The organism is Bartonella sp. A1379B, assembly GCF_002022485.1.
GTDB lineage: Bacteria > Pseudomonadota > Alphaproteobacteria > Rhizobiales > Rhizobiaceae > Bartonella > Bartonella rochalimae.
In genome coordinates, this window is the sequence record NZ_CP019780.1 from 309,150 (window position 1) to 323,260 (window position 14,111).

The following is a 14,111-nucleotide window of genomic DNA, read 5'->3' on the forward strand; positions in this document are numbered from 1 at the left end:
TTTTCTTATTTTTTTAACTTTTTAGTGAAAATTAAAAAAAACTATAAATTTTTATTAGTATTTTATAATTATTTATCTTTCTTATCTTGAAAAAAATAAATTTGTCAAATTTTCTCTTGTTTTTTCTCAAAGAGATTCCATATAATTCCTTCTGTGTGTATTATGCATTTTATATTGTGTCTTACGATACGGTACTTCGATTATACAAATGTAGGTTGAAGAGATGGACTTTGAGGAACAATCATGGCCCTGTTAGGTTATTTTAGATGGGCTTTTTTCTTCACAATTATCGGTATTTTGGGAGGAGGGCTTATTGGTTGGCTGGAAACAGGGACCATTGTTGGCTGTTTTAAATATTTTTTTATTTGCTGTGTTTTAGGAATTTTAGAAATTTCTTTATCTTTTGATAATTCTATTATCAATGCACGTTTTCTTGGAAAAATGAATCAATTATGGCGTCATCGTTTTTTGACATGGGGCATTTTGATCGCGGTGTTTGGTATGCGAATTATTTTTCCATTGTTGGTGGTTGCTGTTGCTGCTTGGATTAATCCAATTGCTGCAGTTCAATTGGCAATATGGGAGCCTCATCAATATGCTGCAATTTTAACGGATGCTCATGACAGTATTGCAGCTTTTGGTGGAACCTTCCTTATGATGGTTGGCTTAAAATATTTTTTTGATCCAGAAAAAAAAGTACATTGGCTGACTTTTATAGAAAAGCCAGCTCAAAGGCTGAGTTCATTCGTGAGGATTGATATTATAATTATTCTGATTCTCATGTTATTTTTTTCAGGTCAGATTGTAGCAGAAAATAAGTTAACTGTTTTATTAGCAATGCTTTATGGGCTTTTGACATTTTTGATTGTCGAAGCAACTTGTTCACTTTTGGATTCTCAAAAAAATACTTTGATTACAGTTTCTAAAGGAGGAGCAGGTTTGTTTCTGTATTTAGAAGTTTTAGATGCTAGTTTTTCTTTTGATGGTGTTGTAGGTGCTTTTGCCTTTTCTCATAATCTTTTTATCATTGCTATTGGTCTTGGTATTGGTGCATTTTACGTAAGAGCTATAACGATTATGTTGTTTGAAACAGGAACATTATTGCATTATCGTTATCTAGAGCATGGTGCTTTTTATGCAATTTTAGTCTTGGCTGTGATTATGTATATGCAAATTATTATATCTATTCCTGAAGCATTAACAGGGCTCATTGGCATATGTATTATTGGAATGGCATTTTATTCTTCTCTTCGTTTTAAATCTAATAATCTCAGATGAATAAATTACATTGCAATAATAAGAATATGAAGACTTTTTGATTGCTATCATAGTAGTTGGAGGGAGATTAAGAGACCATCAATAATTCTACACCAACTTCATTCATAGCTTTGAGCATCGTATCGAGTGATCCATTTAGATCAATACCAGCACAAGCGTTTAACAAAATCTTGACTTTAAAACCGCATTTTACAGCATGCAGTGCAGAGAATCCAACACAGAAGTCAGTTGCTAAACCGCACATAACTAAAGTTGTAAAATCATGTTCTTTAAGATAACCGTGTAATCCTGTTGGTGTTTTCTGGTCATTTTCAAAGAAGGCGGAATAACTATCAATTTCTTTATTATAGCCTTTCCGAAGGATAAGTTGCGCTTTTTCAACTTTGAGAGATGGATGAAATTCCGCTCCTTGTGTTCCTTGTATACAATGATCAGGCCAAAGTATTTGAGGGCCATAGTCAAGATTAACAGTATCATAAGGAGTTTTCTCTGGATGAAAAGACGCAAAGCTACAGTGGTTTTTGGGGTGCCAATCTTGGGTGAAAATAATATGATCAAAACGAGCTATAAGGTTATTGACAGCAGGGATAATGGCATCGCCTTGTGGTATTGCAAGTGCTCCGCCTGGTAAGAAATCATTTTGAACATCAATAACGATTAAGGTTTGTTTTTTCATGAACTTATTCCAGTTCCAGTGAGCTGGTAGACGCTTTGTGTTTTAAAAGATTATGTTTCATCATGAAGTTTTGAAATGATATGATGAATGTCAGTACTCATTTTATTATCATCAAACCCAAAAAAAGGAATAGATAAATCTTTACGGTAATTGTGATAATTTTTTATCAATTGTAACCATTTGCCAATAGATAGAGAATGGTGGTCAGTAACTGCCATATGTTTGCGCAGAGCTTTGTTAATCATAGGACTTTGGACGTCAGATCCTAGGAGATAGCATTCGTTTTTTAAACGCAGTTCGTACCACATCAAAGGAAAGAATGAATCCCATTTTGGTTTATGACACAAGAGCGAAGAAAAGAGATAGGGATTTTTTATAGCATATTGTATAGCCCATAGGATGAGGAAAGAAGGGGCATAAAGGATAGGCTTATCTTGTAGTTCTGTATGGCATTGATAGATTGGTTTGATACGGTAAGAACATAATTTCAAATCTGGTATAGAAAAAAGAGATGATTTTTTATAACACGTCTCAGGCAGAGCTAAGAGTATTTGCTTTTTTCTTTTCAAAGGAATGTTTTTTTGCATTTAAAGTCGCAGTAGGGCTTGTGAGATCAGAAAAAATATACCAATATAGAACAAGGAGCTATTAGAGCAATAGTTAAATATTATGCGTTACAAAATTTAAGAAAAGCTCCATAACGCAAGTTGCAATAATAAAGAGAAATTTATGGCACGTCAATTTATCTATCATATGGCTGGGCTTAATAAGGCTTATGGCAATAAGAAAATTTTGGAGAATATCCATCTGTCTTTTTATCCAGATGCAAAAATTGGTATTTTAGGTCCAAATGGTGCAGGTAAATCAACCATTTTACGTATTATGGCTGGATTAGATAAAGAATATACAGGAGAAGCATGGCTTGCTGAAGGAGCACGTTGTGGCTATCTTCCGCAAGAACCTGTTCTTAATACACATAAAGATGTGCGTGGAAATGTGATGGAAGGGCTTGCTGATAAGCAAGCAATTGTAGATCGTTACAATGAACTGATGATGAATTATGGTGATGAAACAGCTGATGAAGGTGCTCGACTTCAGGATATTATTGATAGTCAGAATCTTTGGGATTTAGAAAGCCAAGTAGAAATGGCTATGGCTGCTCTTGGTTGTCCATCAGGGAATGAGGATGTGACAAAACTTTCAGGAGGTGAAAAACGGCGTGTTGCCCTTTGTAAATTGCTTTTATCAAAACCTGACTTATTGCTTTTGGATGAACCGACAAATCATTTAGATGCTGAAACAACAGCTTGGCTTGAAAGGCATTTACGTGAATATCCAGGTGCAGTGCTTTTAATTACCCATGATCGTTACTTTCTTGACAATGTAACAGGTTGGATTTTAGAATTAGATCGCGGTAAAGGAATCCCTTATGAGGGTAATTATTCTGCTTATTTGGACGCTAAAGCTAAACGTATAGCACAAGAAAGTCGCGAGGAAGTTGCTCGCCAGCGTGTATTGTCACGCGAGAAAGAGTGGATAGCCTCTAGTCCAAAGGCTCGTCAAGCAAAATCGAAAGCCCGTATTAAGGCTTATGATACATTGGTTCAGGCAGCGCATGAGCGTCATCCTGGGGAGGCGCAGATTATTATTCCTATTGGCGAGAGATTGGGACAGGTTGTTATTGAAGTTGATAATTTGTCAAAAGCATATGGTAATCGTGTATTAATTGATTCTCTTTCTTTCAAGTTGCCTGCAGGCGGTATTGTTGGAGTTATTGGTCCTAATGGTATGGGAAAATCGACCTTATTTAAGATGTTGACTGGGCAAGAGAAATTAGATTCAGGACAGATTCGTATTGGAGAAACAGTTCAAGTGAGTTATGTTGACCAAAGCCGTGATGCATTGGCAGGTGATAAGACTGTTTGGGAAGAAATTTCCGGCGGAAATGAAATCATTAAGTTAGGTAAACATGAAGTGAATAGTCGTGCTTATTGTGGTGCTTTTAACTTTAAAGGTACAGATCAGCAGCAGAAAGTAGCGCAGCTGTCAGGAGGACAGCGCAATCGTGTGCATTTGGCTAAACTTTTGAAAGAAGGAGGAAATGTTCTTCTTCTTGATGAGCCAACAAATGATCTTGATACAGAAACATTGGGTGCGTTAGAAGATGCATTAGAGAGTTTCGCTGGTTGTGCGGTTATTATATCGCATGATCGTATGTTTTTAGATCGATTGGCAACACATATTTTGGCTTTTGAAGGAAATGGCCATGTGGAATGGTTTGAAGGTAATTTTTCTGAATATGAAGCAGATAAGGTTAGCCGTCTTGGGCCAGATTCTATTAATTCTAGGCGTGCCAATTACAAACCTCTTACACGTTAAAACTATTTGTTTTAAGTGGTACTGAGGTGATATTGATATCGTTCGTGCTTTCTTCACGTTTTAAAAGGCGATTTGCGCCCCATTCAATGAGTGTTTTGTTAATTGCATCAAAGACAAAAAAGAGCGCTGAATCTCGATCATAACCTTCACAAAGTAAATTATCATACTCTGTATGTTGATGTCGTATATGAGCAATTGTTGCGAGCCAAACTGCAATGGAAGGAGGAAGATATTTCATAGAGGTTCGTGTAGCAGCAGTATAAATACATTGGCTATCAAGGTATGGAACTTGTGGGATAAGAGTTATTAGTTCTTTAGAAATTTTCTGTTTTCTGCGTATTGTCATAGGAGTTTATTTTCATTTTATTTGATAACACAAAAATGGTACTTTAATTGATCATTTAATGGCTAGTGTGTTGATTAACACATTTTATTTATAGATTTTAGTATCAGTAATTTGGCGCTTAGGAATATAAAGTATATAGTCAAATGTATTTTTATAGAAATAAAGATAATTTTTTTAGCGTGTTTATCGTTAAACTTATGTGATGTTTGCTCTAATAGCTAGGTTATGTGGCAATTTCATATTAGGTATTTGCCATTTTATCATCCTATGGAAGAGAAAAGAAGCATGTGTATTTATCAGTAGTTTATTACAGCTTATTACTGGTTTAGACAGTTGTTCATAACAATTTTAAATTGTAAAAAAAATTTGGTGAAATTTTAATATTTAGTGAAGTTTTTATAAAAGTTAAGATGATTAGAAAGAGTCTGATGACAGATTTTTGAATGGATTTGCTCCAAATTGGATCATTTTTGAATATTTTTTGCCTTAATTTTTCCATTTTTATACTCAAATTGCAATTTTTTTTATGTTTTTTATAAACAATCATAAGAATTTCTTGTCGTTTAAAATATTTTATATAAAAAAAACTGTGTCATTTACTTTAATGAGTGATGCGAGCAGACAATCAGGGAACCTCTCCCCCCCCCCGCGTGGATCCCTCAGATTGTCTAACCCGGCTGGAAGAATCTTTCAGTCGGGTTTTTTATTATATGAGTTCTATAACTTTATTCTTGAAAAAAGAAATAGGCTATCTAAGAATTTTGTTGAGTATAACAGGACAACCACGTTAATTAAGTACAACAAGCATAGGTTCGTATCAAAATTTATAAGGTTGGTTTTTAATTTCACGAAAAAATAGAAGAGGTTTAATGATATGAGACTTCGATATTTTATAGTGGATAGATTTTGTTTCTCTTAATATATGGATTATATAGAACATAGTATTCAATCTGTGCAGAAAATCTTGAGCGGTAAACAGAGCAAAAAGGTGATTAATCAACTTCGTTTTTTAGAAAGAAAAAGAGAACGTTATAAAAGATAAGTTTTGAGTACATGTTATATCTTGATTGTACTTTCTTAATATAAGAATTAAAATTTTGAGTTTAGTGTGTCTCTATGGTTTTTAGAATTAGTGGAGAATATGGCAAAATAGACTTAAAATCATTGGTAAACATATATAATTGTCTTAAAATTATGCAGAAAATAATTAATAAGAGTTTACAGTAGAAGGATGTAAAATTTCTTCTGATACAGTTCTGATAACGATTTCAGCAAATTTTTGAGCTTGTTCATTATTTTGTCCGCTTGCAAGAGCAGAAGAAATAGCATCTTTACGCGCTTGATAAACAATTCTTTGTTTTTGTTGATCATTCATTTTGAAAAGGTGCATTGTAACATTCGGGAAAGATATTGCTTCTTCTAACTGCATATTCTTTGTTTTATTCATCTGGTGAGAAACAATTATTCTATTAAATACAAAGCGATAAGCTAGTAAACCAGCTATCAAGATAAATAGCAAAATCAGAATAATGTTACGCCAGCGGAATTTGATCATTTCTAAATCCTAAAATTATAACGTATAAGATTACATCTAAATCACATAATTTTTAAATTATAATTTCATATCTGCTATTTTGGAAATAATATATAAAATAATATATAAAAGACATATATTGTTCTTTTAAGATAAAATTCAATTATATTTTTATATGAATGTGTATTTAAAAATATTGATTACAATAAGTAATTTTTTGAGCACTGGTTTTTAGCCATTATATGCGATGAATGGAAGATTTCAGTTGATCTGATCACAATAGAGTGATGAAATTATTACTAATAAAACCTTGATAAGCTTGTGTTGTAAGTAATCGAATTGTCTCGGTGCTATTTTTCTAATTTAAATTTATTATCATAAGATATCAATGATAAATGTGTTATATTTTTTACTGTATAAAATGAAAAATATAATCAAAATTTTAAAAAATCCTTCTCTAACTATTAGAGATATCTTGAAATTATCTTAATATTTTCATTTTTATGACGTTTTTTGGCTTTTTTATTCAATAAAATACATTTTTAAAATCATTATGGTTCAGGTTACGAATGTATTAGTGAAGAGAGAAAGAATGCAATTTTTAAAAATCTTTTTTAGTACAGCATTTGCTGTATTTTTTGTGTTAAATATTAAAATAGCTTTTGCAGTAATTAGTATTGTAGATTCAAGTAAGAACTTAGAGTTCTCTTCTTCTAATTCTAAGGCTTCTGTTCGTCCTTATGAAGATCTTATCAAAAAAATTGCAATTAAACATAAAGTTCCTATAAATTTGGTGCATGCTGTTATCAGTGTTGAGAGCAACTATAATGCTCATACAAAAGGTTCTTCTGGTGAAATAGGATTGATGCAAATTAAGCCGTCTACTGCACGATGGTTGGGTTTTAACGGTTCTGTAAAAGATCTTTATGAGCCTGCAATTAATCTTGAATATGGTATGCGTTATTTAGCGCGGGCGCATAAACTTAGTAGGGGAGATACGTGTCGTACAGTTCTTAAATATAATGCAGGTCATTCTGCAAAAAAAATGAATTCTATTTCAGCGAGATATTGTTCAAAAGTTAAAACATATTTAGCTTCATTAAAGCAGTAATATGCTTTGTAAGTAGTCTAATTATTTTGATAAGGCTTATAAAATATCCTTTTGTTGCTATTTTCACTTGATGAAAAATATTGTATAAATAAAAAATCAGTCGGCTGGGCAGCCGCGCCTATTAAATATTAAAAAGTAATAGGTGAGGAAAGTCCGGGCTCCATGGAAAAACGATGCCGGGTAACACCCGGCGGGGGTGACCCTAGGGAAAGTGCCACAGAAAGCAAACCGCCTATTTTTATAGGTAAGGGTGAAAGGGTGGGGTAAGAGCCCACCGCACACTCAGTAATGAGTGTGGCAAGGTAAACCCCATCGGGAGCAAGACCGAATAGAAATGATGCGCAAGGCTTGACTTGCAGCCAGTTTCCAGGCGAGTCATTTGGGTAGGTTGCATGAGGCGGATGGTAACATCCGTCCTAGATGAATGGTTGCCATGTAAAGCATAACTTTACTAACAGAACCCGGCTTATAGGCCGACTGATATTTGATATATAATAAAAAATTTACATATATTTTGATAAAAGTGCATATTTTGAGAGTTTTTACGCTCAAAAATAAAGCATTTTTTTAAAAAATTATAACATTTCTTTAAGTATTAATAAGCCAATGTATATAGTGATTCAGCTTTAACTTGACTTGCTCTTTGTAGTAAAAATGAGAGTTAAAGTTTTGGCATATGATAATCTCATATGCCGTCGATGGTTAATGATTTTGTAAAACATAGATCAAGATGGGGTATTTTGAGAAGGCAGGATAGTGGAGTCGAACGCCATATTCCAGTATTGTTGCAGTCAGTATTAGCTGAGCTTGCACCATTAGCTGGATCAAAAGTGATTGATGGCACTTTTGGTGCTGGTGGTTATTCATGCGCCCTATTGAATGCGGGTGCAGAAGTTATCGCTCTTGATCGTGATCCTCATGCAATTCGTGAGGGACAAGCACTTGTTGATCAATTTTTTCCACGTCTCCGTTTAGTTCAAGCAGAGTTTTCACAGTTGGATCATATAGTAGAAGAGAAAGTCGACGCCGTTATTCTTGATATTGGTGTTTCTTCTATGCAACTTGATGAACCTGAACGTGGTTTTTCTTTTCAAAAAGACGGTCCATTAGATATGCGAATGGGGCAGATTGGTTTTACAGCAGCTGATGTTGTTAATTATTTAAAGGCGGATGATTTGGCGCAACTGTTTAAAACATTTGGGGAAGAGCGTTACGCAGTTCGAATTGCTCGGATGATTGAGAAACGTCGTTGTATTCGCCCTTTTTTGCGTACAATTGATCTTGCTCATGCTGTTGAATCTTTAATAGGAAGAAAACCAGGCGATCATATTCATCCTGCAACGCGTGTATTTCAAGCATTACGCATTTATGTTAATAATGAGCTTGCCGAGCTTGCATGTGGTTTATTCGCTGCTGAGCGTGTTTTAAAAGCAGGAGGACGATTGGCAGTCGTTAGCTTTCATTCTCTTGAAGATCGCATGGTAAAAAAATTTTTCTCTGCTCGTTCTGGTCATAAAAAGGGATCACGTTATCTTCCTGAAATAAAATCAGCTCCAGCAACCTTTATTCCTTTGTTTAAAGGTGTGAAAACCCCAACTCAAGAAGAGTTACAGAAAAATCCTCGTGCACGTTCTGCGAGGTTGCGTATGGGGGTACGGACTCAAGAAGTTGCTATTGCAGCAGATATGAAATTATTTGGTTTGGCAGAAATTGTTCGTTTTGAAGGCAGTAAGAAATGATAATTTTTCGCACATTCGATATGATTTTAGTAGTGGTCATGATTTGTATAGCGAGTCTTACTTACAAGGTTAAATATGGGGTCCAAAAACAGATTGGTGAAGTGAAACGTATTGAGCGGGAAATTGCAGAAGAAAAAAATATGGTTAATTTGCTTCATACTGAATGGGCTGTAATGATTGATCCTTCACGCATGAGAAAACTTGCAGAACGTTACAAAAAAGAACTGAGTTTAGAGTTAATACAGCCACGTCAAGTTGTAAAATTAAAAGATATTCCAATGCGTTTGCAAGATAAAATTGAAGAATTGATCAAGCAGAATACCTTTGAAGACGATGATAAAGCTTTTTTAGCTGAGAATCGTAGTGTTCATAGAAATAGTTTTGTTCAAAAAGGTGGGCGGTGATGCAATTGTCGTTCTTATTTTCACAAAAGAACAATTATTCAAATAATCAGTTAAAATCTTTACCTTCTTCTATGTATCAGCCGTATTCTAATCGTCCACGTTTGATTTTTGCTTTATTGTGTTTTCTTTTTCTTTATGGGCTTATAGGGAAATGCCTTATTTTTTATGGGATTAAAGGTGGTCAAATTGAAGAAGGAAAAGGGCCGTTGATAGTGCAATTAGCTTCTCGACCTGATATTGTTGATCGCAATGGGCGTTTATTAGCAAAAGATATTACAACTTATTCGCTTTTTGCTGAACCACGTCGTATTATTGATGTAGATGAGACGATCGAATTAATCTCAACAGTTTTGCCAAAACTGAATTGGCAGGAAGTCCATAAACGTTTAAAAAGAAATTCTGGTTTTTCTTGGATCCAACGTGGATTAACTCCAACGCAAAAGGCGCAAATTATGGAACTTGGCATTCCAGGTATTGGTTTTCGTACTGAAATACGTCGTTTTTATCCAGGAGGATCTATAGCTTCACATATTCTTGGTATGGTCAATGTTGATAATCAAGGCTTGGCTGGCATGGAAAAATATATTGATGATAATGGATTGAGCGTTCTTCGTGCTACCGGTCTTGCTACAGAGGAATCATTGAAGCCAGTGCAACTTTCTATTGATATACGTGTTCAGGCAATTGTACATGATGAATTGATGGAAGCCATGAAACGTTATCGAGCAATTGCTGCGGGTGCTATTATTTTAAACATTTATACAGGTGAAGTTTTAGCATTGGCATCAGTGCCAGATTTTTCTCCTGCAAATCCTGTTGATGCTCTTAAAAGTGACCGCTTTAATCGCATGACCGCTGGAACTTTTGAAATGGGGTCAATTATTAAAAGTTTCACCACAGCAATGGCGCTTGATTCAGGGCTTTTTGATTTAAACAGTATTATTGATGCTTCCCAACCAATTCAAGCAAGTCGTAATCATTTTATTCGTGATTTTCATGGGAAAAATCGCCTTTTAAAATTGTGGGAAGTTTTTATTTATTCTTCTAATATTGGTTCTGCTAGAGAGGCATTGGCAATAGGAGTAGATGGACATCGTAATTTTTTAAAACGACTTGGTTTACTTGAGCGTATATCAACGGAATTGCCTGAAGTGGCCCAACCGATTTATCCCCATTATTGGAAGGATATCAATTCTATGACGATTTCTTTTGGACATGGTATGGCAACAACGCCATTGCAAACAGCAGTGGCTGCTGCTGCTTTAATGAATAGTGGTTTGTTAATTAATCCTACATTTTTAAAACGCTCTAAAAAAGAGGCTTTGAAATATGCTAAGCAGGTTCTTCATCCTCAAACAAGCCAAGATATGCGTTATCTTTATAAGTTAAATAGTGATATTGGTTCGGGGCGTAATGCAAAGGTAGTAGGTTATCGTATTGGTGGTAAGACAGGAACATCTGAAAAAGTTGAAAATGGAAAGTATTCTAAAGTAAAGAACTTTAATAGCTTTTTGGCTGCTTTTCCTATAGATAATCCTTCTTATATTGTCTTAACAATTATTGATGAGCCTAAGCCAGAAGATGGAAAACATTCAGCAACAGCAGCAATGAATGCAGCTCCAATGCTTGCCAACATCATTCGACGTTCAGCTATTTTTCTTGGAATAGAACCGGATTTTAAAAAAGAGTATCAACCAATTGTAAGAACAAAAAGCAATTTGAGATTACCGAAAACAACAATGAAAAACTAATATAAAGGTAAATAGCCGTGTTGCTTGGAGAATTATTTATAGAGTGTATTAAAGATGATTGTCTTGCCTCAATCGAAATTACAGGGATAAGTGCTGATTCTCGTCAAGTATTACCGGGTTATGTTTTTGTGGCCCTTAAGGGAAATCAAAGCGACGGCAAAAAGTATGTAAATGATGCCATACAGCGTGGTGCACGGGTCATTATTACAGATAATAATTTTGTTTTCGAGAACTTATCTATTCCTGTTATTCATGTGTTGGATGTACGTCATAAATTAGCTATAGCAGCTGCCCGTTTTTATAATTCTCAACCTGAAACAGTGGTTGCTGTTACAGGTACAAGCGGTAAGACATCGGTTGTGTCTTTTGTTCGGCAAATTTGGGAATATATTGGTTTTTGTGCTGCTAGTATAGGAACAGTAGGCGTTGTATCACCTAAACGTCATGATATTGGTTCTCTAACCACACCTGATCCAGTAATGTTACAGCGTTTATTATGTGAAATTGCTAATGATGAAGGTGTTACACATGCAGCCTTTGAAGCTTCTTCACATGGGCTTGATCAATGTCGGATTGATGGAGTGCATTTAGCGGCAGCTGCTTTTACCAATTTAGGGCGTGATCATATGGATTATCACAAGTCCATAGAGCATTATTTCCATGCTAAGATGAGACTATTTCATACGCTTTTACCGCAAGATGCACCTGCTCTTATCTTTGCAGATGATGTTTACTCACAAAAGGTTATCGATACTGTTAGACAAGCTCACCGGCAAGTTCTGACAATTGGTCGCACAGGAAAATTCATCACGCTTAATCGTGTTGAACATCAACGATTAAAACAACGTGTTGAATGTCGGATGGGAAATAATATTTATACATTTGATTTGCCACTTGCTGGTGATTTTCAAGTAACTAATGCACTTATGGCTGCAGGTTTAGCGATTGCGACAAATGCACCTCCAGATATGGTTTTTCGTTCTCTTGAAAAATTGCAAGGGGCACCTGGCCGATTAGAATTAGTTGGAAACACAGAAGATGGTGCACCTGTTTACGTCGATTATGCGCACAAGCCAGAAGCTTTAGAGCAGGTGTTACTTTCTGTTCGTCCTTTTACACAGGGACGTTTAATTCTTGTTTTTGGTTGTGGTGGTGATCGTGATCAAGGAAAGAGAGCTTTGATGGGAAAAATTGCAGGAAATAAAGCTGATATTATGATTGTAACCGATGATAATCCTCGCACGGAAGCACCGGAGAAAATTCGAAAAGATATTTTACAAGCAGTGCCGGAAGCAATAGAAATAGCGGATCGTGGTCAAGCAATTGAGTATGCGGTGGGATTGCTGAAAGCTGGAGATACATTAATTGTTGCAGGTAAAGGTCATGAAAATGGACAAATTATAGGCCAAGAGATATATCCTTTTTCAGATCGTTTGAAAGTAATTGCTGCTTTAAAGGAGCGGAATAAGTGATAGCTTTATGGGATAAACAGGCACTCATTTCTGCAATGGATGGTTTTACAGTTGGATGTTTACCAGAAATTTTTTCTGGGGTTTCTATTGATAGTCGGACTCTTGTTGCAGGTGATGTTTTTTTCTGCATTAAAGGGCACCATCTTGATGGTCATGATTTTGCGGCGCACGCCTATGCACAAGGTGCTGGAGTTTTAGTGGTTGCACAAAATCGTTTAGACGAAATGAAAAAAATAACAGCTCCATTGATTGTCGTTCCTGATGTTTTGCAGGCATTAGAAAAGCTCGCGCAAGCAGCACGTAAACGTTCAAAAGCTAGAATTATAGCTATTACAGGCTCTGTGGGAAAAACAACTACAAAAGAAGCTCTTAAACAAGCACTTGAAACTGTTGGAAAGGTTCATGCTAATCTTGCTTCTTTGAATAATTGTTGGGGTGTTCCACTGACTTTGGCACGAATGCCTATAGATAGTGATTATGGTATCTTTGAAATTGGTATGAATCATAAAAATGAAATTCGTCCTTTGGTGAAGTTGGTTTGTCCGCATGTGGTATTAATCACTCGTATTGCAGCTGGGCATATGGAATTTTTCAAAGATCTTGAAGAAGTTGCAGATGCCAAGGCTGAAATTTTTGAAGGATTAGACAAAAATGGTATAGCTCTTTTAAACGCAGATGATCATTTTTTTTCTTATTTGCTTAAAAAAGCAAAACAATGTGGTGTGAAAGAAATTCGAAGTTTTGGCCGTTCTAATTCTGCTGATTATCAAGTGAAGGAGGTTCACCTTTTAGAGAATTGCTCTTGTATGGTTGTACATTTTGATCAGAAAGATATGATGATTAAAATTGGTGCGCCTGGTCAACATATGGTACAAAATGGTTTAAGTGTTCTTGCAGCTTGTGATACGGTTTGTGCTGATTTGGCACATGTTACGCTCGCTTTGGGTCGTTTTTCTCTTCAAAAAGGCCGTGGAGCTCTTTATAAGCTGTCTTTATCAAATGGTGGTATGTTTCATTTAATCGATGAAAGTTACAATGCTAATCCTGTTTCTATGAGGACTGCTCTTGATCTTCTTGCAACAGGACCAATAGGTGTAGGTGGGAGACGAATTGCTATTTTGGGTGATATGCTTGAATTAGGGGACCATAGTGAAAAATTACATCGTGATTTGTTGGAATCCATTCGTGTTTCTGGTGCTGATTTGGTTTTTTTGGTTGGTAAAGAAATGGGCGTTTTAGCCAGTGATCTTTCTGCTTATGTTACTGTTTATCATGCTGAAAATATTGAGGAAATTGTTCCGCTTGTTTTTTCAGAAATTTCAAATGGGGATCTTATTATGATTAAATCATCACACCATATTTATTTATCAAATATTGTGGCTGAAATTCTTAATCGCTATAAAGTCATTTCTTGATAATTT

The 14,111-nt window shown here is 35.3% G+C and carries 12 protein-coding genes and 1 other RNA gene; 9 read left to right on the forward strand and 4 right to left on the reverse strand.

Annotation, left to right across the window (positions count from 1 at the left end; all coding sequences use genetic code 11):
- Positions 1-243: 243 nt before the first annotated feature.
- Complete coding sequence (locus tag BA1379B_RS01250; protein ID WP_078673620.1) at positions 244-1,278, forward strand: DUF475 domain-containing protein; 1,035 nt, start codon at positions 244-246, stop codon at positions 1,276-1,278.
- A 67-nt stretch (positions 1,279-1,345) separates the two neighbouring features.
- On the opposite strand, the gene pncA is transcribed toward BA1379B_RS01250, so the two are convergent.
- Positions 1,346-1,954, reverse strand: a complete 609-nt coding sequence (pncA, locus tag BA1379B_RS01255; protein ID WP_078692308.1) for a bifunctional nicotinamidase/pyrazinamidase — start codon at positions 1,952-1,954, stop codon at positions 1,346-1,348.
- Between the two features lie 50 nt (positions 1,955-2,004).
- Positions 2,005-2,541 (reverse strand): hypothetical protein, encoded by a 537-nt coding sequence (locus BA1379B_RS01260; protein WP_078673622.1) that lies wholly within the window; start codon positions 2,539-2,541, stop codon positions 2,005-2,007.
- A gap of 142 nt (positions 2,542-2,683) precedes the next feature.
- On the opposite strand from BA1379B_RS01260, the gene ettA reads away from it, so the two are divergent.
- Positions 2,684-4,333, forward strand: coding sequence for an energy-dependent translational throttle protein EttA (gene ettA, locus BA1379B_RS01265; RefSeq protein WP_078673623.1), 1,650 nt, complete (start codon positions 2,684-2,686; stop codon positions 4,331-4,333).
- Here the strand turns inward: ettA and BA1379B_RS01270 are convergent.
- Positions 4,323-4,679 carry a DUF2293 domain-containing protein gene (locus BA1379B_RS01270; RefSeq protein WP_078673624.1) on the reverse strand — a complete coding sequence of 119 codons (357 nt, stop codon included), beginning with the start codon at positions 4,677-4,679 and terminating at the stop codon, positions 4,323-4,325. The genes ettA and BA1379B_RS01270 overlap by 11 nt on opposite strands.
- 1,207 nt (positions 4,680-5,886) lie before the next feature.
- Positions 5,887-6,234 (reverse strand): hypothetical protein, encoded by a 348-nt coding sequence (locus tag BA1379B_RS01280; RefSeq protein WP_051668841.1) that lies wholly within the window; start codon positions 6,232-6,234, stop codon positions 5,887-5,889.
- A gap of 571 nt (positions 6,235-6,805) precedes the next feature.
- Between BA1379B_RS01280 and BA1379B_RS01285 the strand changes: the two genes are divergently transcribed.
- From BA1379B_RS01285 to BA1379B_RS01315, 7 genes are all read left to right on the forward strand, one after another.
- Entirely contained in the window at positions 6,806-7,324 is a 519-nt protein-coding gene (locus tag BA1379B_RS01285; RefSeq protein ID WP_078673626.1) for a lytic transglycosylase domain-containing protein, read from the forward strand.
- Between the two features lie 96 nt (positions 7,325-7,420).
- An RNA gene (gene rnpB / locus BA1379B_RS01290) (RNase P RNA component class A) lies at positions 7,421-7,809 on the forward strand.
- Between the two features lie 213 nt (positions 7,810-8,022).
- Positions 8,023-9,063 carry a 16S rRNA (cytosine(1402)-N(4))-methyltransferase RsmH gene (gene rsmH / locus BA1379B_RS01295; protein ID WP_078674086.1) on the forward strand — a complete coding sequence of 347 codons (1,041 nt, stop codon included), beginning with the start codon at positions 8,023-8,025 and terminating at the stop codon, positions 9,061-9,063.
- Positions 9,060-9,467 (forward strand): cell division protein FtsL, encoded by a 408-nt coding sequence (ftsL, locus tag BA1379B_RS01300; RefSeq protein ID WP_078673627.1) that lies wholly within the window; start codon positions 9,060-9,062, stop codon positions 9,465-9,467. The genes rsmH and ftsL overlap by 4 nt, the downstream gene beginning before the upstream one ends.
- Positions 9,467-11,218 (forward strand): peptidoglycan D,D-transpeptidase FtsI family protein, encoded by a 1,752-nt coding sequence (locus BA1379B_RS01305; RefSeq protein WP_078692309.1) that lies wholly within the window; start codon positions 9,467-9,469, stop codon positions 11,216-11,218. The genes ftsL and BA1379B_RS01305 overlap by 1 nt, the downstream gene beginning before the upstream one ends.
- Positions 11,219-11,235: 17 nt before the next feature.
- A complete protein-coding gene (locus BA1379B_RS01310) occupies positions 11,236-12,690 on the forward strand; it encodes a UDP-N-acetylmuramoyl-L-alanyl-D-glutamate--2,6-diaminopimelate ligase (RefSeq protein ID WP_078673629.1) in 1,455 nt (484 codons plus the stop codon).
- On the forward strand, positions 12,687-14,105 hold the full coding sequence (locus tag BA1379B_RS01315) for a UDP-N-acetylmuramoyl-tripeptide--D-alanyl-D-alanine ligase (RefSeq protein WP_078673630.1): 1,419 nt from the start codon (positions 12,687-12,689) through the stop codon (positions 14,103-14,105). The genes BA1379B_RS01310 and BA1379B_RS01315 overlap by 4 nt, the downstream gene beginning before the upstream one ends.
- Positions 14,106-14,111: the final 6 nt, after the last annotated feature.

Bases quoted from the DNA above. Each gene is read 5' to 3' on its own strand.
- BA1379B_RS01250 (WP_078673620.1), top strand. From the start codon at position 244: ATGGCCCTGTTAGGTTATTTTAGATGGGCTTTTTTCTTCACAATTATC.
- pncA (WP_078692308.1), bottom strand. From the start codon at position 1,954: ATGAAAAAACAAACCTTAATCGTTATTGATGTTCAAAATGATTTCTTA.
- BA1379B_RS01260 (WP_078673622.1), bottom strand. From the start codon at position 2,541: ATGCAAAAAAACATTCCTTTGAAAAGAAAAAAGCAAATACTCTTAGCT.
- ettA (WP_078673623.1), top strand. From the start codon at position 2,684: ATGGCACGTCAATTTATCTATCATATGGCTGGGCTTAATAAGGCTTAT.
- BA1379B_RS01270 (WP_078673624.1), bottom strand. From the start codon at position 4,679: ATGACAATACGCAGAAAACAGAAAATTTCTAAAGAACTAATAACTCTT.
- BA1379B_RS01280 (WP_051668841.1), bottom strand. From the start codon at position 6,234: ATGATCAAATTCCGCTGGCGTAACATTATTCTGATTTTGCTATTTATC.
- BA1379B_RS01285 (WP_078673626.1), top strand. From the start codon at position 6,806: ATGCAATTTTTAAAAATCTTTTTTAGTACAGCATTTGCTGTATTTTTT.
- rsmH (WP_078674086.1), top strand. From the start codon at position 8,023: ATGGTTAATGATTTTGTAAAACATAGATCAAGATGGGGTATTTTGAGA.
- ftsL (WP_078673627.1), top strand. From the start codon at position 9,060: ATGATAATTTTTCGCACATTCGATATGATTTTAGTAGTGGTCATGATT.
- BA1379B_RS01305 (WP_078692309.1), top strand. From the start codon at position 9,467: ATGCAATTGTCGTTCTTATTTTCACAAAAGAACAATTATTCAAATAAT.